The organism is Bradyrhizobium sp. S3.2.6 (assembly GCF_040546885.1).
Taxonomy (GTDB): domain Bacteria; phylum Pseudomonadota; class Alphaproteobacteria; order Rhizobiales; family Xanthobacteraceae; genus Bradyrhizobium; species Bradyrhizobium cytisi.
Genome location: NZ_JBEPOS010000010.1, coordinates 162,041 through 185,265, shown reverse-complemented (window position 1 = coordinate 185,265; position 23,225 = coordinate 162,041). Strand labels below are relative to the sequence as shown.

At 64.5% G+C, this 23,225-nt stretch carries 22 protein-coding genes; 8 read left to right on the top strand and 14 right to left on the bottom strand.

Annotated features, from left to right (window positions below):
- Positions 1-23 precede the first annotated feature (23 nt).
- Together ABID58_RS19745 and ABID58_RS19740 are read right to left on the bottom strand one after the other, a co-directional pair.
- Positions 24-644, bottom strand: a complete 621-nt coding sequence (locus ABID58_RS19745; protein WP_354034018.1) for a TetR/AcrR family transcriptional regulator — start codon at positions 642-644, stop codon at positions 24-26.
- Positions 645-703: 59 nt separating this feature from the next.
- The gene (locus ABID58_RS19740; RefSeq protein WP_354034016.1) at positions 704-1,243 is read right to left on the bottom strand and encodes a PaaI family thioesterase; all 540 of its coding nucleotides are present in this window, start codon (positions 1,241-1,243) and stop codon (positions 704-706) included.
- Between the two features lie 154 nt (positions 1,244-1,397).
- Between ABID58_RS19740 and ABID58_RS19735 the strand changes: the two genes are divergently transcribed.
- From ABID58_RS19735 to ABID58_RS19725, 3 genes are all read left to right on the top strand, one after another.
- On the top strand, positions 1,398-2,168 hold the full coding sequence (locus ABID58_RS19735) for an enoyl-CoA hydratase (RefSeq protein ID WP_354034014.1): 771 nt from the start codon (positions 1,398-1,400) through the stop codon (positions 2,166-2,168).
- Positions 2,169-2,297: 129 nt separating this feature from the next.
- Positions 2,298-3,494 (top strand): acetyl-CoA C-acyltransferase, encoded by a 1,197-nt coding sequence (locus tag ABID58_RS19730; protein WP_354034013.1) that lies wholly within the window; start codon positions 2,298-2,300, stop codon positions 3,492-3,494.
- Between the two features lie 114 nt (positions 3,495-3,608).
- Positions 3,609-4,904: an MFS transporter gene (locus tag ABID58_RS19725; protein WP_354034011.1), complete on the top strand. Its 1,296-nt coding sequence runs from the start codon at positions 3,609-3,611 to the stop codon at positions 4,902-4,904.
- Here the strand turns inward: ABID58_RS19725 and ABID58_RS19720 are convergent.
- The 3 genes from ABID58_RS19720 to ABID58_RS19710 all read right to left on the bottom strand — a co-directional run bounded on the left by ABID58_RS19720 (position 4,901) and on the right by ABID58_RS19710 (position 8,239).
- Positions 4,901-6,304, bottom strand: a complete 1,404-nt coding sequence (locus tag ABID58_RS19720) for a carbohydrate porin (protein WP_354034010.1) — start codon at positions 6,302-6,304, stop codon at positions 4,901-4,903. The two genes, ABID58_RS19725 and ABID58_RS19720, sit on opposite strands and share 4 nt — an antisense overlap.
- Before the next feature lie 22 nt (positions 6,305-6,326).
- Positions 6,327-7,346, bottom strand: coding sequence for a transporter (locus ABID58_RS19715; RefSeq protein ID WP_354034009.1), 1,020 nt, complete (start codon positions 7,344-7,346; stop codon positions 6,327-6,329).
- A gap of 110 nt (positions 7,347-7,456) precedes the next feature.
- Complete coding sequence (locus ABID58_RS19710; protein WP_148749441.1) at positions 7,457-8,239, bottom strand: acetoacetate decarboxylase; 783 nt, start codon at positions 8,237-8,239, stop codon at positions 7,457-7,459.
- Positions 8,240-8,458: 219 nt separating this feature from the next.
- On the opposite strand from ABID58_RS19710, the gene ABID58_RS19705 reads away from it, so the two are divergent.
- Positions 8,459-9,655, top strand: a complete 1,197-nt coding sequence (locus tag ABID58_RS19705) for a patatin-like phospholipase family protein (protein ID WP_354034007.1) — start codon at positions 8,459-8,461, stop codon at positions 9,653-9,655.
- A 964-nt stretch (positions 9,656-10,619) separates the two neighbouring features.
- Positions 10,620-12,095, top strand: coding sequence for an FAD-binding oxidoreductase (locus tag ABID58_RS19700; RefSeq protein WP_354034006.1), 1,476 nt, complete (start codon positions 10,620-10,622; stop codon positions 12,093-12,095).
- 27 nt (positions 12,096-12,122) lie between these two features.
- Here the strand turns inward: ABID58_RS19700 and ABID58_RS19695 are convergent, their stop codons facing one another.
- Positions 12,123-12,659, bottom strand: a complete 537-nt coding sequence (locus ABID58_RS19695; protein WP_354034004.1) for a hypothetical protein — start codon at positions 12,657-12,659, stop codon at positions 12,123-12,125.
- 379 nt (positions 12,660-13,038) lie between these two features.
- Here ABID58_RS19695 and ABID58_RS19690 point away from each other — a divergent pair, with 379 nt between their 5' ends.
- Positions 13,039-13,314, top strand: coding sequence for a DUF3303 domain-containing protein (locus ABID58_RS19690; protein ID WP_018319867.1), 276 nt, complete (start codon positions 13,039-13,041; stop codon positions 13,312-13,314).
- Positions 13,315-13,808: 494 nt separating this feature from the next.
- Here ABID58_RS19690 and ABID58_RS19685 read toward each other — a convergent pair whose 3' ends face one another.
- Together ABID58_RS19685 and ABID58_RS19680 are read right to left on the bottom strand one after the other, a co-directional pair.
- The gene (locus tag ABID58_RS19685; protein WP_354034003.1) at positions 13,809-15,368 is read right to left on the bottom strand and encodes an acyl-CoA carboxylase subunit beta; all 1,560 of its coding nucleotides are present in this window, start codon (positions 15,366-15,368) and stop codon (positions 13,809-13,811) included.
- Positions 15,298-16,272, bottom strand: coding sequence for an IclR family transcriptional regulator (locus ABID58_RS19680; RefSeq protein ID WP_187434641.1), 975 nt, complete (start codon positions 16,270-16,272; stop codon positions 15,298-15,300). The genes ABID58_RS19685 and ABID58_RS19680 overlap by 71 nt, the downstream gene beginning before the upstream one ends.
- A gap of 94 nt (positions 16,273-16,366) precedes the next feature.
- Between ABID58_RS19680 and ABID58_RS19675 the strand changes: the two genes are divergently transcribed.
- Positions 16,367-16,588: a biotin/lipoyl-containing protein gene (locus tag ABID58_RS19675; RefSeq protein WP_354034001.1), complete on the top strand. Its 222-nt coding sequence runs from the start codon at positions 16,367-16,369 to the stop codon at positions 16,586-16,588.
- A 146-nt stretch (positions 16,589-16,734) separates the two neighbouring features.
- Positions 16,735-18,579, top strand: coding sequence for a glutaminase A (gene glsA / locus ABID58_RS19670; RefSeq protein WP_354034000.1), 1,845 nt, complete (start codon positions 16,735-16,737; stop codon positions 18,577-18,579).
- Positions 18,580-18,586: 7 nt separating this feature from the next.
- Here the strand turns inward: glsA and ABID58_RS19665 are convergent, their stop codons facing one another.
- The 6 genes from ABID58_RS19665 to ABID58_RS19640 all read right to left on the bottom strand — a co-directional run bounded on the left by ABID58_RS19665 (position 18,587) and on the right by ABID58_RS19640 (position 23,212).
- Positions 18,587-18,889 carry a nucleoside triphosphate pyrophosphohydrolase family protein gene (locus tag ABID58_RS19665; protein WP_187434639.1) on the bottom strand — a complete coding sequence of 101 codons (303 nt, stop codon included), beginning with the start codon at positions 18,887-18,889 and terminating at the stop codon, positions 18,587-18,589.
- Between the two features lie 28 nt (positions 18,890-18,917).
- A complete protein-coding gene (locus ABID58_RS19660) occupies positions 18,918-19,445 on the bottom strand; it encodes a carboxymuconolactone decarboxylase family protein (RefSeq protein WP_354033999.1) in 528 nt (175 codons plus the stop codon).
- A gap of 574 nt (positions 19,446-20,019) precedes the next feature.
- Positions 20,020-20,226 (bottom strand): hypothetical protein, encoded by a 207-nt coding sequence (locus tag ABID58_RS19655; RefSeq protein ID WP_148749432.1) that lies wholly within the window; start codon positions 20,224-20,226, stop codon positions 20,020-20,022.
- A 126-nt stretch (positions 20,227-20,352) separates the two neighbouring features.
- Positions 20,353-21,522: an acetyl-CoA acetyltransferase gene (locus ABID58_RS19650; RefSeq protein WP_148749431.1), complete on the bottom strand. Its 1,170-nt coding sequence runs from the start codon at positions 21,520-21,522 to the stop codon at positions 20,353-20,355.
- Between the two features lie 60 nt (positions 21,523-21,582).
- Positions 21,583-22,233 carry a bifunctional 4-hydroxy-2-oxoglutarate aldolase/2-dehydro-3-deoxy-phosphogluconate aldolase gene (eda, locus tag ABID58_RS19645; protein WP_354033998.1) on the bottom strand — a complete coding sequence of 217 codons (651 nt, stop codon included), beginning with the start codon at positions 22,231-22,233 and terminating at the stop codon, positions 21,583-21,585.
- A gap of 13 nt (positions 22,234-22,246) precedes the next feature.
- Positions 22,247-23,212: a sugar kinase gene (locus ABID58_RS19640; RefSeq protein ID WP_354033996.1), complete on the bottom strand. Its 966-nt coding sequence runs from the start codon at positions 23,210-23,212 to the stop codon at positions 22,247-22,249.
- Between the last annotated feature and the right edge of the window lie 13 nt (positions 23,213-23,225).

The window sequence follows — 23,225 nt, the reverse complement described above, 5'->3', positions numbered from 1 at the left end:
TTTGCCCACCCTACCGCACCGCTCTAGTTCTGCTTCTTCTTGGCCGGTGCAGCCTTCGCAGGCTCGCGCCGCGCACCCTCAAGCGCGCTGTCCTTCCCGGCCCTCAGCACCTCGTCCGACAGCTCGCTGGAGCCGGCGATCCGCGCCAGCAGCATGGTACCGGCCATCGTGGCCAGCGTCGCGATCGCCTGCTTGCGCGCGGCCTTGCGCGGCAAATTGGGGATGAAATCGGTGATCATCTCGACCATCTCGTCGAGCTTGCCGGCAAAGGCTTTTCGCGTCTTCGGGCTCTCGCGGGCGATCTCGGCGCCGAGCGCGGGGATCGAGCAGCCGTGGCCGGGATTGTCGCGGTGCAATGTGGAGAGATAGGTCTCAACGATCTGGGCAAGCTGCTTTTCGGGCGCGACCTGGTCGGACTGCTTGCGCCAGTGCTCCATTGCGCGGTCCATGGCGTAGCCGAAGGCCTCGATCACCAGCGCCTCGCGCGAATCGAAATGCGCGTAGAAGCCGCCATGGGTGAGGCCCGCCTCCTTCATGAGGTCGGCGACGCCGATGCCGTGGGCACCCTTTTCGCGCAGCCGCACGGACGCCTTCTTCACGATGCGGTCGTGGGTTTCCTGCTTGTGTTCCCGGGAATAGCGCATGCGGCTCTCATTGGATGTCGGAGGTCATCTCATAACACGAATATCGGTCCGGCGGCGCATTAATTCCCGGTAAAATTGTTGCCGATCATGGAAAAGGTTGCAGTTGCATGGACTGCGAGGGCGCCTTTGCCGTCGCGCACGAAACCTTCGGTGTAGCTGCTCTGGCGCCCCAGCTTGATGATCTTGCCTTCGGCCGAGATCAGCCCCGACCGGACCGAGAGCGGACGCAGAAAGGTCATTTTCAGGTCGAGCGTCACCGACGACTGCCCGGCCTCCAGCCGCGTGGAAATCGCGCAGCCCATGGCGGTGTCGAGGAGCGCGGCGGCGGTCGCCCCGTGCAGGAGGCCGATGGTATTTTCGAGATCCTCGCGCGGCTCCAGTTCCATCACGATCCGGCCCGGCTCGACCACGGCCATGACGAAACCGATCAGCTTGGCGAAGGGTGGGGGCGGCAGCCAGCCGTCGCGGATGCCGCGCATGGCGTCGATGCCGGAAAGGCCCATGGCCGCTTTCGCAACCGGCGCCGGCACCTGCCAATCCACCACGCGCTCGCGCCGCTGCGCTGGCGAAAACAGGTCGAGTTGAGCGAGTTCGGTCATGTCCATCCCTTTGTATGATAAATATCATACTATGCTGCGGACTTCGCGCTGGCAACTCCACCGCCTATGCCCGCTTGACAAGCAATGCATTTCGGCCCGGAAGTGAACCCGACCGGTGCGCCCGCGCGCATCCACGAAACTCAGAGATCCCACGATGGAAATGCTCAACAACCACTGCGGCGTGACGCGCGATGCCCGTGGCGTCGTCCATGTCGCGATCTGCAATGCCGGCCCGCTGAATATTCTGGGATCGCCCGTGACCGATGCAGTGCGCGAAGGCCTGCAAAAGCTTGCCAGCGACCGCAGCATCCGAATCATGGTGCTACGCGGCCAGAGCGAGAAGAGCATGATCGGCGGCGCCGACATCAAGGAGATGGCCAAGCTCGACCAGACATCGGCCGAAGCGTTCATCAGCCGCCTGCGCGATCTCTGCGAAGCGGTACGCCACTTCCCGGCCCCCGTGATCGCGCGCCTGCCCGGCTGGTGCCTCGGCGGCGGGCTCGAAGTCGCCGCGGCCTGCGATTTCCGCATCGCCGCGCATGATGCGCATTTCGGCATGCCTGAGGTGCGCGTCGGCATTCCGTCGGTGATCCACGCCGCGCTGCTGCCGCGCCTGATCGGCTGGGCCCGCGCGCGCTGGCTGGTGATGACCGCGGAGAATATCGACGCGCCGACGGCGCTGGCCTGGGGCCTGATCGACAGAATCGCGCCGGCCGGCGGACTGGATGCCGAGATCGAGCATCTCGTGAACGCGCTGCTCGAATGCGGCCCCGAGGCGCTGCGTTCGCAGAAGGCGCTGCTGCGGCAATGGGAGGAGCTGCCATTGACGGAGTCGGTGAATTTGAGCGTCAAGGTGTTCGGCGAGTCGTTTCTGACGGACGAGCCCACGCGGCTGATGCAGGCGTTTGTGAACCGGAAGCGGTAGCGACTCCTCCGTTCGAACGACCAATTCTCATCCAATCCACGACAATTTCTCATGCTCGCGCGGTTGCATTTTTTGCGCCGCATCATATGATGACCATAATCTCAGTCGCCATCGCCAGGGAGTCTCGTCATGGCCGAAGCCGCCGATCCCGTCGTCATCGTCTCCGCCGCCCGCACCCCGCTCGGCCGCTTCATGGGCGAGTTGTCGCCGCTTGCCGCGCACAAGCTCGGATCGCACGTGATCAATGCGGCGCTGGAACGCGCCAAGCTCGCGCCCGAGAAGGTCGACGAGGTGTTCATGGGCTGCGTGCTGCCCGCAGGCCAGGGCCAGGCACCGGCGCGCCAGGCGGCACGGAGCGCAGGTCTCCCTGACGCCACCGGGGCGACCACGGTCAACAAGGTCTGCGGCTCCGGCATGAAGGCGACCATGCTGGCGCACGACATCATCCGCGCCGGCTCCGCCGAGATCGTCGTCTCCGGCGGCATGGAGAGCATGAGCAACGCGCCGTATCTTCTGGCGAAGGCGCGCGGCGGCTATCGCGCCGGCCACGACCGCATCATCGACCACATGATGATGGACGGCCTGGAAGACGCCTACGAGACCGGCCGCTCCATGGGCGATTTCGGCGAGGCGACGGCCGAGGCCTATCAGTTCACCCGCAAGGACCAGGACGCTTATGCGATGGAGACGCTGAGCCGCGCGCGCAGGGCGGTCGAGGGTGGTGCCTTCAAGAGGGAGATCGCACCGATCTCGCTGACCGAGAAGGCCGGGCCGCGCGTGATTGCCAATGACGAGCACCCACTGAAGGTCGACCCAGCCAAGATTCCCGGATTGAAGCCGGCGTTCCGTGCCAACGGCACGATCACGCCCGCGGCCTCCTCCGCCAATGCCGATGGCGCCGCCGCACTGGTGCTGACGAAGCGCTCGCTCGCCGATCGTAACGGCCTGCCCGCACTCGCCGTGATCAAGGGGCATGCCACCCACAGCCAGGAGCCGCAATGGTTCACCACCGCGCCGATCCCGGCGATCCGCAAGCTGCTCGAGAAGGTCGGCTGGAGCGCAGGCGATGTCGATCTCTTTGAGATCAACGAAGCGTTCGCAGTGGTCGCGATGGCAGCGCAGCGCGATCTCGGCATTCCCCGCGAAAAGCTCAACATCAATGGCGGCGCCTGTGCGCTCGGCCATCCGATCGGCGCCACCGGCGCACGGCTGATCGTGACGCTGCTGCATGCGCTCGAGGCCAACAACCTCAAGCGCGGCGTTGCGGCACTCTGCATCGGCGGCGGCGAGGCCACTGCGATCGCGGTGGAACGTCTCGCGCACTAGCGGCCGCGACGTCCTGAATTGAGGGAAGTCTGTCATTTCAGACCTCCCGTTTCCGTGCCAGATTACAACAATGACGCGGGTCGCCCGAAACCCGCCAACCTGGATTGAGGGGCAATGATCTCGAACTGGCTTTCGGCCGCACTCGGCCGTCGCAACATCCACTACGGCTGGGTGATGGTCGGCGTAACCTTCTTCGCCGCACTGATCAGCGCCGGCACGGTCGGCGCGCCCGGCGTGTTCATCGTTCCGCTTCAGAAGGAGTTCGGCTGGAGCACGGCGGAGATCTCCTCGGCGCTCTCGATCCGCTTCATCCTGTTCGGGCTGATGGCGCCGTTCGCGGCCGCCCTGCTCAACCGCTACGGCCTGCGTAACGTCACGCTGACCGCGCAGCTCATCGTCGTCTCGGCGCTGGTGCTCTCGCTCGGCATGACGCAGGTCTGGCAGCTCGTGGCGTTGTGGGGCGTTGTCATCGGCATTGGCACCGGCATGACCGCGCTGGTGCTGGGCGCCACCATCTCCACGCGCTGGTTTGCCGCGCGGCGCGGCCTGGTCGTCGGTATCCTGACCGCGAGCGTCGCTACCGGCCAGCTCGTGTTCTTGCCGCTGCTCGCAAGCCTCACCGAACGCTTCGGCTGGCGCCTTGCGCTCGGCTTCGTCTGCATCATGCTCGGCGTTTCTGCACTGGCAGTGCTGCTCGTGATGCGCGATCGCCCGAGCGATCTGGGCCTGCGTCCGTTCGGCGACGAAGGCACCGAGCCGCTGCCGGCACCACCGGTGAACCACGGCTCGATCACGGGTGTTGCGCTCGGCACGCTGCGCGACGCCTCGAAGTCGAGCGCGTTCTGGATCCTGTTTGCAACGTTCTTCGTTTGCGGCGCCTCGACCAACGGCCTCGTGCAAGTGCATCTGATTCCGATGTGCCTCGATTTCGGCATCCCGCAGGTGCAGGCGGCGAGCCTGCTGGCGGCGATGGGCATTTTCGATTTCTTCGGCACCATCATGTCGGGCTGGCTGTCGGACCGCTACGACAACCGCTTCCTGCTGTTCTGGTACTACGGCCTGCGCGGGCTCTCGCTGATCTTCCTTCCCTTTAGCGATTTCTCGTTCTATGGCCTGTCGATCTTCGCGATGTTCTACGGCCTCGACTGGATCGCGACCGTGCCGCCGACGGTGCGGCTGACCGCGCAGAAATTCGGGCCCGAACGCGCCAATCTGGTGTTCGGCTGGATCTTTGCCGGCCATCAGCTCGGCGCCGGCACCGCCGCCTTCGGCGCGGGCCTGTCGCGGACGCTGCTGCAAAGCTACCTGCCCGCCTTCTTCGTGGCCGGCGCGCTCTGTGTGTTCGCCTCGCTGATCGTGCTGGCACTGTCGCGGCAGCCGAAGCCGCAAGCAAAACCCGCGATGGCCTAGTACCTGATCGTGGTGGTGACGCCGAACACAGCGGCGTCACCGATCCGCGACACGCCGGTCGGATCGTTCGGGTTCGGGATGCCGCCCGACGGTCTGAATACATATTGGAAGTAAGGCGCGATCAGCCAGCCCGGCCTGATGTGCGCCTCGTAGATGATTTCGAGCAAGGCCTCGCTGCTGCGCACCGGGCTCTGGATGCCGTTGAAAAACTGCGTATCGACGTCGAGGCTTCGTGCTGCGCCCGAAATCCGCATATAGGCCACGCCGATCCCGAACCGGTCGAGCGGACGGCCGGGCGTGAAGCCGACAAAGCCGACGCCGCCGTCCAGATAAAGATCGATCCGATTTCGGTCGGGCGGGCTGTAGGCGACGCGGCCGAAGGCGGTGACGCCGGGGATCGAGGCCGACACGGTCTTTTCGGTTTCTGTCCCCGGCGGCCGCCACAGGGCCTGCTCGACGACCGCATAGATTCCGTAATTGCCGCGAAGCTTCGCCGGAATGCCGGATCCGGCCGGGTCTGCGAGCGAGAAGCCGTCCGCAGTGAAGCGCTGACTGTCGAAGTCGCCGAAATGATACCAGCCTCCGGGTGTGACATTGCCGGCAAGCGTGCTTCCGCCGATGTCGACATGATAGTCGAAGTGGACCTGCCCGATCAGCCAGGACGGATCATTGACGCGAAACGCCAGACCATGATTGTCGCGCGTCTGCGGATCTCCGCCGCCGGGCGCGGCTGGATTGCCGTTGAACACCGCTCCGAAGACGGTGACGTTGTCCGCGACCTGAGCCTTGACGCGAATACCGGGCACCGCGATCGGCGGCGCCGGGCCGCCGGCCGGGAGGTTTGACGCCTTGATCGCGGGCCAACCAAAGGTGCCGTTGATGAAGAGGTCATCGGTCTGGCTGTCGAAGAACTCGACGTCGGCCGCCTGCTGGCCGGCCCTGATGTTCAGCCGGTCGTTGAAGAAGCTCTGCTCGAAATAGGCGTTGTAGAGCCGCTGGTCGGGCAGCGCCTCGATCTCGCTGATGGTGGCGAGATTATAGATGTAATTCCGGCTGAGCCCGCGGCCGTAGATGATGTAGCCATTGGCAAAGATGCGGCCGCCGGTCCAGCCGACGAGCTTGTCGAGATCGGCGTCGACCGAGAGATCGAGCCGGCCAAAATGGATGGCGCCGCGCGAGACCCCGCCCGAGACATTGCCGATGTTGTCGGCAATGTAGGTCGCGCCGAAATTGAGCCCCTTGTTGGCGAGACCGTCATGCCACTCGTTGAACCATTTTGGGAACAGCCAGTCGGCAGCGCCCTCATCCTTGGCGCCGGCGAACGCGCCGGTGCTCGCGAGCAACATCGCCGCGATCACGACCGAACGTTGCAACGCAAATGTCTGGGCAATCCCACTCACGGCTGACACCGGCTTGCATGCGCTACTTTTTGAAGATGCCGGTGCGCCGCATGAACAGGTAGGCAAGGCCGATCGAGCTCACCATCAGCGCCGCCGCCCAGAGGAAGCCCTCGTCCACGTCGGTGAGCGGCAGGCCCTTGGTGTTCATGCCGAAGATGCCGGTGATCAGCGTCGGCGGCAGCAGCAGCGTCGTCACGATCGAGAGCGTGTGGAGGTGCTTGTTGCTCTCCTCCTCGTTCTTGAAGCGCAGCTCCTCTTCGAGCAGGCGGCTGCGCTCCCGGAGCTCGACGATGTCGTGGTCGAGACCGTCGAGCCGCTGGGCGAGCTTGCCGGCCTGGATGCGCAAGCCGGGCGACAGATGATCGGTGTTCTTCTGGTCGAGCCGATGGAACAGCACGCGCAGGCCGGTGAGCTGGCGGTGCAGCCGCACGCAGGTCCGGCGCAACCTTCCGAGCGTGCGGCGCATCTCCGGCTTGGCGTCGTCGGCGAGAATGCGTTCCTCGATGCCGTCGATCTCCTGGCCGAGCTTGTCGGCCATGCGATCGAGCGTGTCGGCGACCTCGTCGACGATCTTCTCCAGGAGATGGGCGACATTGTCGACGCGATAACCGCCTTCGAGGACGCGCCGCGTCGCATCCGCCGAGCACAGCGCCTGATGGCGGCCCGAGACCAAGAGATGCTCGGTCATTGCGAAGCGCAGGAACGCGGTCTCTTCCGTAGCAGCATCGATGTCGCGGACGAGATCGGAGAACACGCCGTAGACGCAATGGTCGATGACGTGAAGCTGCTGGAACGTGTCGCTCGACAACAGAAGATCGCGCGCCAGGGGCGGCAGCTGTGATGTCGCGATCCACGGCCGCACGCGACCATCTGTCAAATTGAAATGCAGCCAGAGCCGGCCATCACGGCTGAACTCGATCGGCTGGTCGATCGGCAGCGCCTCGGCGCTGCCGTCACCATGCAAACGAAACGCCCACACCAGTCCAGGAATGACAGGCGCGACATCCGATGTCGCGCTGACAAGCTTTGCCGGCTCGGCCATGCTGACCCCAAATCATTGCAGCCCATGCCCGGGGGCCGTTACTGGCCTCCTCCGGGTCCTCCGGTGCAGTCAATTACGCCAGTGTTACAGTTTGATGATGGCGCGCCGCCCTACTCCGCCGCCAACCCCGTCGCAGCCTCAGTCTCCGCTTCCTTGATGTAATCGTGCACCACGCGGCCGAACGGCAGCGTCAGGTCGGCGATGTAGTGATGCGCGCCGATACAGCGGCGGACCGGAAAATCCGCGACCGGGGCGTTGACGTGCGGCACCAAATGCAGCCGGCCGGGACCCATCCAGGAGCCCTTCGGCACGATGTCGATCAGGTTGATGGCGACGAGCTGACAGACCTCGAGATTTCCGTCGACGCCCGGGATCATCTTCAGATTGATCTGCGTCTTCGACAGCGTGGCGCGGGTAAGATCGCCGTTGCCGGCCATGCTCTCGTGCTTGTAGCCCATCGTGCCCATGGCGACGAGCTGGCCGGCATATTCAAGCGTGCCCGTCAGCGTGTCCTTGACGATCTCGAGTTTTGGATGGGCGTACTTCTTGGGAAAGCCCCAGATCTCGCGGCCGGCCGCGATCGGCGGATCATCGTCGAGATACATCTGCGAGACGAAGTTGACCTCCTCGCCGTGCAGCCGCGCTGGAATCACGAGGCCGGACTCGGTGTAGCTGCCGAAGCCGGAGGAGTCCGGCATCTTGATCCATTCGTAGTGCACGATCGGCTGGTCGATCGGCTCCAGCGGCTCAGGCAGGCCGGCACGGATCAGGTCCGGATCGGTCTCGTAGGTGATGACGAGGAATTCGCGGTTGACGAAGCGGTACGGCCCGGCCGGATAGCTCGGCCCGGCGGCCGGCATGGACGGAAGCCTCAGCAAATCTTCCCTGCGCATCGCTGTCTCCTCTGGTGATGCTGTGATGTCCGGCAAGTTCCGACTTTACCCAAATTGCTAGCCGCCGTCATTGACTGCGGTGTGACGATTTCCGTCAGCCGCACGACCTCCTGCCATTCCCGCCCCAACTGACCTGCATGCAAAGGATGCATCGGCCGGCTTTGTCATCACGCCGTCACCACCGGCCGCAATCGTCCAATGAAGGCAGGAGGCATCATCATGGACGCCCGGACGTCGCAGGCGACACAGACGTCGCAACAGACACATCAGACCCGCCAGCCGCCCGCACGGGGCTGGCGGCCGGAGCGCTGCGACCGCGTCGCGCTGGTCCTGCAGGGCGGCGGCGCGCTCGGTGCCTACCAGGCCGGCGTCTACCAGGCGCTGCACGAGGCCAGCATCGAGCCCGACTGGGTCACCGGCGTCTCGATCGGCGCGATCAACTCGGCGATCATCGCCGGCAACAGGCCGGAGAAGCGGCTCGATGCGCTGCGCGTGTTCTGGGAGCGCATCACCAATCGCAAGATCTGGCACTACACGCCCGACGGCGACATTTTCCGCCAGTGGCGCAACCTCTATAGCTCCTGGATGACGTCCGCGATGGGCCAGCCGGGCTTCTTCACCCCGCACCAGGTCAATCCCTGGTTCAGCGCCGTCGGCGCCAGAACAGCGACGAGCTATTACGACACGGCGGCACTCAAGGCGACCTTGCTGGAGCTGGTCGACTTCGACCTCATCAACGAGAAGAAGATCCGCTTCGCGGTCGGCGCGGTCAACGTGCTCTCGGGCAACTTCATCTATTTCGACAACGCCCATGACGAGATCGAGCCGGAGCACATCATGGCGTCCGGCGCGCTGCCTCCGGCGCTGCCGATGGTGCGGATCGGCACCGATCATTTCTGGGACGGCGGCATCGTCTCCAACACGCCGCTGCAGCATCTGCTCGACCAGGAGGACGCGCTCAATTCGCTGGTGTTCCAGGTCGACCTGTTCAGCGCGCGCGGCGTGCTGCCGCGCTCGATCCAGGATGTGATGGCCCGCCACAAGGACATCATGTATTCCTCGCGCACCCGCCACAATACCGACGTCTACCGCCGCACGCATAATCTCAAGGTGCTGCTCTACAAGGCGCTCGCGAAGATTCCGGACGAGCAATTGTCCGACGAGGATCGCAGCCTCAAGACGAGCCTGCGCAACATGCCGGAGATCGCGATCCTGCATTTGATCTACCAGCAGAAGGCCTATGAAGGCGACGCCAAGGACCACGAATTCTCTGGCACCTCGATGCGCGAGCACTGGACGAGCGGGTACGAGGACACCAAGCGCACCCTGAAGCGCCGCGACTGGATCAAGATGCCAGACGAAGGCATGGGGCTCGTGGTGCACGACGTGCACCGGGAGACGGAGAGCGCGTCGTAGTCCTATTCTCCTCGTCATTGCGAGCCTGATCGAGCGTGGAACGAGAGCTGCCTCCCATCGTCATTGCGAGCGCAGCGAAGCAATCCAGAGTCTTTCCTCGGAGACAGTCTGGATTGCTTCGCTGCACTCGCAATGACGGAGTATGACGCATCGTTGCGCTCACCCAATTCGCATTTTCGCTTGCAGACACACCTTCGCATCCTCGCGGCTCATTTCGCCCGAGCTTTGCTCTCATCTTCGCGCCCTTCTGATGGAAAGGGCACAGGGAAGGCCGGGCGCCGGCTGGCACCCGCGTCCCGTGTGCGGAAAAACGCGCACGGGGTGGACAACAGGTGACGCCGGAACGCCCGGCCTTCCCTGCGCGAATGGCTTTACGGCTTATGTCGCGCTCTCCCCGGGGAGCGATGCACTATTGCCCCCGTCACCTTGCGGATGACTGGTCTGCGAGCCCGGTTGGACAGCGCACATCACCACAAGACTTGACGCACAGGCTCCGGGCGCCAGGACCACACGATTTTGCCGTCCGCGCACATCTCCGCCCCTCGCCCCGATGGCTGGCGTGCGCTCGCCATCCGGGCCGGACGAAGACGCTGTCAGCGCCGTGTCGTGCCGCGCTCATGCTGCTCACGGAACACCCCTGAAGGAGCCCCGCCCTGCAGCCTGGAATGCGCGCCGACGCAGTCGCGGCCACCGCCTCCCTGCCCGCGTCCCGTGACGATCGCGAAACGCCCCTTGCGGCGGGCAGGATGGACGCAATATGCGCTATAACCGAATTTCGGTAAACAAGAATGTTTTTACGCGGAGGGATTGACAGGGTGTTTTGCCCGACGGGCGCGGGCATGTGACAACCGCCTTGCTGAAATCGTTCAAGTGTTGCCGATAGACTTCGCGGCCCAAACGTGGACAATGCGGTCCAAGCGCTTCGCGCGCGCAGTGCACACCAAGATGCGCCAGGGGAAACAAAATGCCGACTGCCTTCCCGTCGCCCGTACCCGCCATTCCGACCGCGCCTTTGACCGCCCAGCTACGCGACGCGTTGCGCGCGATCGTGGGTGCGAAGGGCATTATCGAAGACGAGCACGGCAAGCAGCCGTTCGTGACAGACTGGCGGGGGCTGCTGGCTGGTGGCGCCGGGGCCGTCATACGTCCTGGCAGCACCGAGGAAGTCTCGAAAGTGGTCCGGCTTTGCCATGAGCACGGCGTCGCGATCGTGCCGCAGGGTGGCAACACCGGGCTGATGGGCGCCGCCACGCCCTGGCCTGCACACACCGGCATCGTGCTGTCGCTGGGCCGCATGAACCGCGTGCTGGACGTCGATCCCGTCGGCTATGCGATGACGGTCGAGGCCGGCTGCGTTTTGCAGACGCTTCAGGAGACCGCGGCCGAGCACGACAGGTTCCTGCCGTTGAGCCTTGGCGCCCAGGGTTCCTGCATGATCGGCGGCAATCTCTCGACCAATGCCGGCGGTGTGCAGGTGCTGCGCTACGGCAACGCGCGCAACCTCGCGCTCGGGCTCGAGGTCGTCCTGCCGAACGGCGAGGTCTGGAACGGATTGCGTGCGCTGAAGAAGGACAACACCGGCTACGACCTCAAGCACCTCTTCATGGGCGCCGAGGGGACGCTCGGCATCATCACCAAGGCCGTCCTCAAGCTATGGCCGGCGCCGAAGGACGTCGCCACGGCGTGGCTGGCTGTCCGCGATCCGCGCGCGGCGCTGGAGATCCTGTCCGACGCGCATGCGGCCTCCGAGGACAATGTCGGGTCCTGCGAGCTGCTGAGCCGTGCGGCCGTCGACCTTGTGATGCGCCACATCCCCGGCGTCCAGGATCCACTCAAGGCGGATACGCCGTGGTACCTGCTGCTTGAATGGTCGTCCTCGCGCCCGCGGCAGGACGGGGCCGATGGCATGTCCGAGAAGCTGGAGCAGTTTCTCGCCGACCAGCTCGAGGCCGGTCGCGTGCTCGACGCGGCGATCGCGCAGACCGTCGGTCAATCGCGCAACATGTGGCGCATCCGGGAGGCCATGGCCGAGGCCTCACGCGCCGAGGGTCCGGGGCTCAGCTACGACGTGTCGGTGGCGATCTCCAAAATTCCGGAGTTCATCGACAAGGGGCTCGAGGCCGCGCTCGATATTCTCCCGTCCATTCGCCCCTATCCGCTGGGCCACATCGGTGACGGCAATCTGCATTTCTCGTTCATGGGGCCGAAGGGTATGGATCAGCAGGCCCTGAACCAATACACCGCCGCGATCACACGGGCCGTGAACGATCTCATCACCTCCATGGGCGGCTCGATCTCGGCCGAGCACGGCATCGGCATCGAAAAGCTCGACGAGCTCAGCCACTACCGCTCCAAGACCGAGCTCGACATCATGCGCACCATCAAGCGCGCGCTCGACCCGCAGAACATCATGAATCCGGGGAAGGTGCTGCGGCTGTGATGAAGGCCGGGCACCCTCCCCGTCGTTTCAGCCGCGCGGGTTGACCACGGTGTAGCCCCGCAGCGAACGCGCGTGCATGCGCGTGGTATGGCCGCCCGAATTGGCATCATAGGCCATCCACATGTCGCCTCCCAGGGGCTGCTCCAGGACGAAGACGTGGCCGTGTCGCGCCGCAACCATTCCCGGCGCCGGCGATGTCCGCGGAAAGCGCAGCCAGTTGGCCGCGAGATTCAATTCCGGCACGATATGACCAAACACGCGCAGGGCCGCGCCGCAGCCGCAGAAGGACGACGGGCAACCGGCCGGCCTGCCGCCGACGATTTGCGCGCCGGAGACATTCGCCGCCGCGGCGTCGCCACCGGCGTCAGTCACTGTCAGTCGCATCGAACGGTACGCCTGCAGTGAGCTCCTGGACACTCGCTCGCGGCGCGTTTGCGAATACGAGAAGTCGCAGGGCATGGTCACATTGCATTCGGAAGCTTGTTGAAGGTGGTACGGTCGTGCTTCCGAGGCGATGGAGCTAACGGCAAAGAAGAAACACGCAGAAAGAACTTGCTTGAACATTGCAGGACTCCGAAATTGAAGACCTGCCCCGGGCAATGAGAAACCAATATCAGTTTGGCTGAAATGGGCCTAAAGAACGGCCGAAACCGGCTGCCTTTGTGCGCCGCTGTCTTCAATTTTCATAAGCTACACGTTGCGATCGACATGATTAACTCGCAGAGTACGAACGCCTGCCTTTGGCGCTTCCAACGCTTTGCGACATGCGACCAGGCTCGCTTTGCGCCAGACGCAGAAGATCGCGACGGTGTCAGAGAACCGCGCCCTGGATCAAACCAACGCACCCATTCATCCGCCTTTGTTATTCGATGCGCAGGCGCTATCGTGCGCAGGCGGCGCAGCCGCGGCATTCATCCAATAATTCCAGTTATGGGAGAATCGCATGAAATTCATAACCACCTGGAGTGTACCCCAAGGCACCTTCAATGCAGCAGTCGCCCGATTTCTAGAAACCGGCGGCGCACCACCCGAAGGCGTCAAGATGTTGGGGCGCTGGCATGGCATGAACGGACAGGGATTTGCGATCTCTGAATCGAGTGATCCCAAAGCCATGTATCGTTGGCTCGCGCAATGGTCCGACCTGCTCCCGTTGACCGTCACACCTTGCCTCGAAGACGGAGACGCGGGCGAAGTGATGGCGTCGCTACCCAAGCGTTGATCGTCACCACTCACATCACTGCCGCCGCCAACGCCGGCGGCAGTGGCGTGCCCGCCAGTGGTGACATCGCCGCTAAAGCGGAATGGCTTTAGGCTGAATCAACCGGCCGCGGGCTCGTTCACCTCTCCCGCTTGCGGGAGAGGTCGGCGCGCCCGGGCGATGCGAAGCATCGTCCTGCGCGCCGGGTGAGGGTTCTTTCCTCTTGGGGACTGTCCCGTTGTGGAGACACCCTCTCCCCAACCCTCCCCCGCAAGCGAGGGAGGGAGCGCATCTCACTCGTTGCCACATCGAGCCTGATCATCATGCTCTAGCGCTCAGGTGAGCGCGGAAGCTCCCATTGCTCGAGGCGATCGATTGACGCCTGGCGTTCGTGCTGGCCCAGCCAAACCGTGAGGAGAACCAGCGCGCCGGCGAGAGCGCCGATGCCGAAATACAGGTTCCTCATGCGGGTTGAATGCGGAGCGCCGAAAATCGTTCCTGAGGCCCGACGAAACCTACGGCCGGATCGTCATGTTCTCCGGCGGTCCTGCTTTTCGCAGCGGCTCGGCGAGCCGTGCGAACTCGCACAGCAGCGAGCGCGTCTTGCGCGGGTCGATGATCTCCTCGACCCAGAATTTTTCGGCCGAGCGAAACGGCGAGCGCAGCTTGTTGAGCCGCTCCTGGATCTCGTTGAGCTTGGCGGCCTTGTCCTCGGCCGCGTCGATGTCGGCGCGGTAGGCGGCTTCGATGCCGCCCTCGAGCGGCAGCGAGCCCCAATAGGCCGACGGCCAGGCGTAGCGGATCGAGAAGCGGTCGGCCGGCTGATGCACCACGCCGGCGACGCCGAAGGCGTTGCGCAGGATCACGGTGCACCAGGGCACGGTGGTCTGGTTGACCGCGGCCATGGCGCGGACGCCGTGGCGGATGGTCGCCGCCTTCTCGGCGTCGAGACCGATCATGAAGCCAGGGCAATCCATGAGATAGACGATCGGCAGATGGAAGGTCTCGGCGAAGTCGACCCAGCGCACCACCTTCTGGCAGGCATCCGCCGTCCAGGAGCCGCCATAGTGGAAGCTGTCGCTGGCGAGCAACATCACCGCCCTGCCCTCGAGCCGCGCCAGACCAACAATGATCGGCTTGCCGAAATTACTGGCGACCTCGAAGAACGAGCCCTTGTCGACCACCTGCTCGATGATCGGCCGCATCTTGTAGACCTGCTTGCGGTTGCGCGGCACCGCATTCATCAGCGCCTCTTCGCTGCGCTCCGGATTGTCGATGCAGGGCAAGGTCGGCGGCAGCTCGTAGACCGATGACGGCAGATAGGACAGGAAGTGCCGCGCGCAGGCAAAAGCTTCCTCCTCGGTGTCGACGGCATGATCGACCGCACCGGCGCGGGTCTGGATCTCGGCGCCGCCGAGCTCCTCCTTCGAGAGGTTCTGCCCCAGCGCCTTCACTACCGGCGGACCCGCGACGAACATCGCGGACTTCCGCGTCATGATGGAATAGTGGCTTGCGGCCAGACGCGCGGCGCCTAAGCCCGCAACCGAGCCGAGGCCGAGCGCGACCACCGGCACGCGCGACAGATTCTCGGTCGTGAAGCGATACCAGCGCGTGCCGCCGATGCCACCCGGCAGGTTGGCCGCGCCCTTGGTCTCGATGGTCTTGACCGAGCCGCCGCCGCCGGAGCCCTCGATGATGCGGATGATGGGCAGACGGATGTCGTGCGCCATCTCCTCCGCCATCAAGGGCTTTGCCGAGATCGACGCATCCGCCGAGCCGCCGCGAACCGTGAAATCGTCGCCCACGACGACCAATGTGCGGCCGTCGACGCGCGCGCGGCCGAACACGCAGTTCGCCGGCGTCACGGTTTTCAGCTCGCCCTTGGGATCGTACTCACCGATGCCGGAAACGGCACCGATCTCGTGGAAGCTGCCCTTGTCGACCAGTCTGTCGATGCGTTCCCGAACAGTCAGCCGGCCCTGGTCATGCTGTCGCTTGACCTTGTCAACGCCGCCCATCTCCCGCGCGAAGGCTTCGCGCCGGGCGAGCTCGTCGAGTTCCGGCTTCCAGTTCATTCACTCCCTCCGAATTGATCGGCTTGTTATTGTTGTGCACGGCCATTGCGACCGGTTTGCGCGGGATGCGCGCGTTGAAGACGTCGCCTTCCGCGCCCTCCATCAGGCTGCCGAGCGAACGGCCGAGCGCGACCATCGACGGCGCGACTTCGGCATGCAGACGCTGCTCGTCATACATCGCCGAGAGAAGGCCGATCGTGACGACCACGAAGGTCTGATACTGCGGCGACCAGATCGGCACCGCGAGCCCGTTGATGTGCGGGCTCCACAGGCCGCAGGCCGTGACATAGCCGCGCTCGCGCAGCGACTGCCGGTTGGCCTCGATGCGCGGCCGCAAGATCTTTGCGGCCTCCGGCGCTTCGCGCTCCATTTCCGCAATGTAGGCATCGCCGACTTCCGGCGACAAGGCCGCGGTGTAGGCCGCGCCCGCAGCGGTCGAGGCCATCGAGATGCGGCTGCCGGTGCCCTCGTGCAAACCGAGCGCAGAGGCCGAGCGCGCGAACTGGAGATAGACGAGATGGAAGCGATCGGGCACGACGAAGCCGACGGTGCCCGGCAATTGCTCGGCGACTTCCTGCAGCCGCTGCCGGATCATGCTGCGCAGCTGCGCGCCCTTCATCATCGAGGCGCTCATCGCCACTGCGCTCGGACCGATGCGATACTTCTGGTCACGCGGCAGATAGACCAGCTGCCCCATGCGCGTCAGCGTATGCGTGAGCCGCGACACCGTCGAGCGCGGCAAGCCGCAGCGATTTGAAATCTCGAGATTGCCGAGCCTGCTATCGTGGCCCTCGAAGCATCGCAACACGTCGAACGCGCGCGACACCACCTGGATGACATCACCTTCACCGGCATCGCCAGCGAGTGCACCTTGCCTACTCAACCGCTCCGAACGTCGTCCCATGATCCCTACCGTCTGTTCCGCTCTGCGGAATTAAATTCCGCTTGCAGACGACGCTACCTCAGGCATTTTGCCACCACAACAAAAAGGCGATGGCATGCCAGAAATTAAGATCGTCACGGAGGTCGCGGGCCGCATCTGCGCAACTCCCGTGCAAGTTGGAGGAACCGTCGCCGATGGCGATGACGTTGTGGTCGTCGAAGCCATGAAGATGGAGATACCTGTATCCACGCCCGCTTCAGGCACGCTCACATCACTGCTCGTGAAGATCGATGACCTCGTTGCCGAAGGTCAGACGATCGCGATTGTCGCGAGTTGAGCACGCGCTGCCAGCGGCTTCTCATCCGCGACAATCTGAAACAGATCATATCGCGATGGTGCGCGGCGTCTTGCGTTCGGACGTCACGGCGGACCGAGGTGCCGGACGGGTTGCGCGTGCCCTGATTGCGTTGCACAAGGGAGCCGATGATAGCGCAACCGCCCGCCTCCGCCTGGATCCGCTCGAAGCCGCCGCTGCTGCGGTTTCTCGACACGTGCCTCAATGAATTCTCCGCCGAGACCTCGGGCCATGTCGCGGACTACATTCCCGAGCTGAGCAAGGCCGACCCTGCCTATTTTGGCATCAGCCTCGCGACGCTCGACGGCCATGTCTATGAAGTGGGCGACAGCCGGGTGCCCTTCACCATCCAGTCGATGTCGAAGCCGTTCGTGTTCGCGCTGGCGCTGGACTTGCTCGGCGCAGGCAAGGTCGAGAGCGCGATCGGCGTCGAGCCCTCGGGCGATCCCTTCAACTCGATCCGGCTCAATGCGGAGAACCATCCGTTCAACCCGATGGTCAATGCCGGCGCGATCGCCTGCACCGGGCTGATCTACGACAGCAAGGGCGCTGAGGCTTTCGAGCAGATCCGGCTCGCTCTCAGTCGCTTTGCCGGACGCGACCTCGCCGTCGACGAAGCTGTGTACACGTCGGAGAGCCAGACCGGCGACCGCAATCGCGCCATCGGCTATCTCCTCAAGACCAATGCGGTGATCTCGGACAACGTCGCCGGCGTGCTCGACGTCTATTTCCGGCAATGCGCGGTGCTGGTCACCGCGCGCGACATCGCGGTGATGGCGGCAACGCTCGCCAATCGCGGCGTCAATCCGGTCACCGGTGAGCAGGTGCTGACGCCTTACGCGATCTCGCGCACGCTCTCGGTGATGACGTCATCGGGCATGTACGACTATGCCGGCGAGTGGATCTACCGGATCGGGATTCCCGCCAAGAGCGGCGTCGGCGGCGGCATTCTGGCGGCGCTCCCCGCCCGCCTCGGGCTCGGCAGCTATTCGCCGAAGCTCGACAAGCACGGCAACAGCGTGCGCGGCATCAAGGTCTGCGAGGCGCTGTCCTCGCATTACGATCTGCACATGCTCAACCGTAGCGACGACGCCCGCAACGCGGTGATCGCCGACTACGACATCGGCAAGAGCCCGTCACGCCGCGTTCGCCGCCAGCAGGAGCGCGACATCCTGGCCGCGCACGAGCAGGAGGTGCGGGTCATCGAGCTGGTGGGCACGCTGTCGCTGTCGGCGGTCGACTACGTCTCGCGCCGGCTGGCGGAGCGGCCGCGGCCGCAATTCGTGATCTTCGACTTGCACCGTGTGACCGCCACCACGCGGGCCGGCGCGCGGCTGATCGCGGAGGCCTTCGAGGATCTCGCCGCGCTCGACGTCACGGTGGTGATATCCGGCGTCAGGCGCGCGTCGAAGGAGTGGAATACGCTGCGGGAATGGACTGCGGAGCTGAAGAACGTCCGCGACTTCTATCTGCTCGATACCGCGATCGAATGGGCGGAGGACCAGATCGTCTACCGCTATGGCGGCTCGATCGATTTTCACGAGACCACAGAGCTGTCCGAACAGCCGCTGCTCGACGGCCTCGGCGCCGAGGAGCTGACGGACCTCGCCTCGATCTGCACGATCCGGACCTATCAGTCCGGCGCAAAGATCCTTACGACAGGCGATCCTGCGGACGCCCTGTTCTTCCTGCGCAGCGGCGCGGTGCATGTCACCCTGCCCGACGGCGTCAGGCTCGCGACGCTGACCGCCGGCATGGCCTTTGGCGAGATGGCGCTGATCGAGACCGCCCGCTCAGCCGATGTGTTCGCGGACATGGCCGCGACCGCTTTCGAAGTGCCGCTGAAGGATTTCGAGCGTTTTCGCAGGCAGCACCCGCGCGCCTCCGAGCGCATCATGCGCAACCTGGCGCAGCTCCTGGCCGATCGCCTGATCGTCGCCAACACCAAGGTCGACATCCTGACGTCGACGTGAGCTGAGCCTACCGGCTCGCCGCCTCGCTGAGCCGCCGCTTGATCTTGGCTGCGCTGGCCTTGAGCAATTCGGATGGCTGCTGGCCGGTCGCAGCGCACAGGCAGGCCCAGTAGTAGATGACATCGCCGAGCTCGTCGACGAGACCCGCCTTGTCGAGCCAGTCGTCGCGCAGCAGCTTCTTGATGTGGTCGGCCACCTCGCCCGCTTCACCGGCGAGGCCGAGCCCGAGATAGGACAGCCGCTCGTTCGAGGGATGCTCATCGACCTTGGCAATGGTTGCGGCCCAAGCCGCATATTCATCGATAGTCATGATCATCCCTCGCAAGCCAAGCCTTGGTTCAGCCCACCACTTCGGTGACGGGCTGGAGATCGATCTCGAATGTCTCCAGGAACTTTGACGTCATGATGTAGAAGCCGACCGAGAGCTGCAGCTCGATGAGCGCTGCCGGCGTCAGTTTTGCCGCAATCGCCTTGAAGGTCGCATCCGTCGGCTTCTTCAGCTTCACGATCTCGTCGGTGAAGGCGAGCGCGGCGCGCTGCGTCTCGTCGAAGCAGATTGCAGCCTGCCAGTTTTCCAGCGCTTCGTTCTGCGCGTCGGTGACGCCGACGTTCTTGCCGATGCGCTTGTGCGCGATGATCTCGTACGGCGCCTCGCACAAAATTCCGGTGCGCGTGATCGCGAGCTCGCGCACGATCGGATCGAGCTCGCCCTTGTGGCGGATGGCGCCGCCGAGGCGGCAGTACTGCTCAAAATAGCTCGGCGAATGCGACATCATTCGGAAGATGTTGGCATTACGGTTCTTGTCGAGGATTTCGCGGGTGCGGTCGGATGCCTTGGACGGATCGCTGTAGTCGATGCGGGCCATGGTGGAATTTTTTCCTTGAGCCTTTGATGCTTATTGTCGTCGTCGGGGCAAGTTCCCGAAAAATTGTATTCGCGCAGCGACGCAGGAGCAACAACATCGAGTCAAAATGCCGCCGCATTGCTGATCGACCTTGGTACAGTCGATATTCGCCACGTGGGGACTTGATCGCGGCGAATACGCGAAGTGGGGTGTTCCGAGTAAAATAAACTGGCCGTCCTTGCGCTCACCACGCAACGACGAGTCACGCCCAAGTCTAGGGAGAAATTGGCATGAAGGAAGCCACCAAGGGGGCGGCCTCGGGTGCGCTCGCGCATATGCTGGCGGTGACGGCGATGCTGGTCATCGCCAGCATCTTGTTCTACGGGCGTTGAGTTAGGCTCTCAGAGTTTTCGTCATTCCGGGGTGGCCTTCGCACAAGCCAGGCCCAGAATACCCGTTCCAGGCTCGGTCCCAAGTTGTTTTTCCTGGGACCGCCCCCGAATGACGGAATCCCACTACGTCTTCTTCAAAGAACGGGACCAGCTTTCGCGCGCGCAAGGGCGGCCGCGGTATGGCCGCATGCGCGATGCGTCCGCTATTTCTTCTGGCGGGAGTCGCGGATCTTGATGAGACGATCGAGTTCGTCGTTCTGCTGGCTGATGCGGTCGGCGATCCGCGACTCGTTCTGCTCGCCCGAGGCGGCCGCGGCCTGCTCGATCAGCTGGCGGATATTGTCCTCGAGGATCGCGATGCGCTCGTTGAGGGCGTCGAGAGGAAGCGAATCTTCGTAGCTATTGCTCATAATACATCCCCTGCAAATCAATCAGGAGCGGTAGGTAGGGTGGGCAAAGCGCAGCATGCCCACCATGATCTAGCGCGAGAAAAAGGTGGGCACGGCGCGCACGCGCCTTTGCCCACCCGACGAGACCTACTTCAGCGGCTCCAGGACGGAGACGTAGTTGGCGACGGCGGCGCCGCCCATGTTGAAGATGCCACCGAGCTTTGCGTTCTTGAGCTGCATGCCCTCGGGCGCTTGCCCTGCGAGCTGCATCGCGGTCATCACATGCATAGAGACGCCGGTGGCGCCGATCGGATGGCCCTTGGCCTTCAACCCGCCGGACGGATTGACCGGCAGCTTGCCGTCCTTGAGCGTCCAGCCTTCCTTGATGGCGCGGGCGCCCTGCCCCTTCGGCGTCAGGCCCATCGCTTCGTACTCGATCAGCTCGGCGACGGTGAAGCAGTCATGGGTCTCGACGAAGGAGAGATCGGTGAGCGCAACGCCCGCCTGCTCCAGCGCGCGCTGCCAAGCGACGGTGCAGCCCTCGAACTGAAGGATGTCGCGCTTGGACATCGGCAGGAAGTCCTGCGCGTGGGCGGTGGCTCGGAAGCCGATCGACTTGCCCATGCCCTTGGCGGTCTCGGCATCGGCCAGCACCAGCGCGGCCGCGCCGTCGGAGACCAGCGAGCAGTCGGTGCGCTTCAACGGGCCCGCGACATACGGATTCTTCTCGCTCTCGGCGCGGCAGAACTCGAAGCCAAAATCCTTGCGCATCTGGGCGAAGGGATTGGCAACGCCGTTCTTGTGGTTCTTGGCCGCGATCAGCGCCAGCGCATCGGACTGGTCGCCGTATTTCTGGAAATAGGAACTGGCGATCTTGCCGAACACGCCGGCGAAACCGCCGACGGTATCGCCGTCCTCAGGCAGGTACGACGCCTTGAGCAGGTTCTTGCCGATCTCCGGACCCGGGGTGCGGGTCATCTGCTCGACGCCGACGACCAGCACGATCTTGGCGGCCCCTGCGGCGATCGCGCGCAGGCCCTGGTGCACGGCCGCGGAGCCGGTGGCGCAGGCGTTCTCGACGCGGGTCGCCGGCTTGAAGCGCAGCTTCGGGTCGGCCTGGAGCACCAGCGAGGCGGTAAAATCCTGCGCCGAGAAGCCGGCGTTGAAATGGCCGAGCACGATCTCGTCGACATCGGCGGCCGAAATGCCGGCATCGGCCATCGCCTCGTTGGCGACGCGGGTGACGAGGCTTTCGACGGTTTCGGTGTCGAACTTGCCGAACGGCGTATGCGCCCACCCGACGATGCTGGCGGTCATGGTCTTTTCTCCCTGGCGGTCTCTTGCTGAGCTAAGCCTTAGCCCAGGGACGGCAAGACTTCACGCAGGTTTAAGGGCCTGGAGGGTGCGCTGGCAGATGGCAGTTATGCCGGCCCAGTTCCCGGCCCTGATCTCCGCCGTCGGGCACAGCCAGGAACCGCCGACCGCAACCACATTGGGTTCGGCGAGCCAGCTCGCCGCATTGGCCTCGCCGACCCCGCCGGTCGGGCAGAACCGCACATTCGGGAATGGTCCGCCGAGCGCGCGGAGGCCCTTGATGCCGCCGGCCTGCTCGGCCGGGAAGAATTTTGCGACGTCGAAGCCGTAGGACAACGCCATCATCAGTTCGGACGCCGTGGCAATGCCCGGCGCAAACGGCAAGGAGCTATCGGTGGCGGCCTTCAGCAGATCGGGTGTCAGGCCCGGGCTGATGCCGAACGCGACGCCGAGCTTCTCGACACGGGTGAAGTCGGCCGGATTGAGAATCGTGCCGATGCCGACGACCGCCTCGGGCACTTCGGCCATCATCGCCCTTGCTGCCTCGATCGCGACGGGGGTGCGCAGGGTCACCTCCAGCGTGCGGACGCCACCGGCCACCAGCGCACGCGCCAGCGGCACGGCATCCTGGATACGCTCGATGGTGAGGACTGGAATGACGGTCGCGGTCTTGAACAGCGCGACGAGGTGGTTCTGTTGGGCAGCGGTGGTCATCTTGGCTTTCGTTTTACTTGGTCGCTTGACGCGTGGTCGCGGGCCGGTGCCGCTTCTTCGGCGGCATGGCATAGCCCGGAATGATGGCACCAGGATAGCAGATCACGAGGCTGGCGAGGCGATGCCCGGCCTGGGCGGCCTCGACAGGTTCGGAACCGGCCAGGCGAGCCGCGATATAGGCCGCAGCGAAGCTGTCGCCGGCCGCTGTGGTGTCGACCACGGGCTTGGTCATGGGCTCGGCGCGGACCTCGCTCGTGCCGCCGGGAAAGCGCAGCAGGCTGACAGGCTCGGCGAGCCGGAACACCAGCTCGGGCGTGGGGATGCGCGCCATCAATTGCTCGGGGCTCTCGCCGGGATAGAGCGCGAGCAGATCCTCGGTCGAGGTCAGCACGATATCGGCGGCTGCAAACGCCGCGGCGAACACCTCGCGCGCGACGTCGCGGTCCGGCCAGCCGCGCGCGCGAAAATTGGTGTCGAACACGAAACGGGTGCCGAGCAGCCGGGCGCGCTTGATCGCCGCGAACAGGCGATCGCGTCCGGCCGCCTCGTAGATCGAGAGCGTGATCGCGGAGAGATAGACGATGTCATAGCTCATCAGCGAGTTCAGGAGCTCGTCGGTCTCCGGCAGGCTCATCAGCTGGCGCGCCGCTGCACTGTCGCGCCAGTGGAAGAACTGACGCTCGCCATTGGCATCGAGCTGGATCATGTAGAGGCCCGGCAGCTTGCCCGGCAGCCGCACCACGCGGCGCGTGCCGACGCCCTCGGCATTCCAGGCCGCGATCATCTCCTCGCTCATGCCATCGTCGCCGAGCGCGGTGAGATAGTCGACCTTGACCTCGAGCCGCGCCAGATACACCGCCGTGTTGAGGGTGTCGCCGCCGAAGCCGCGCGAGAACAGGCCACCGCCCTGCCCGGCTTGCCCACCTTGGGCCTGCCGGAGCTCGACCATGCATTCACCGATGCAAGCAACGCTCGCCATCGTCATATCCAGG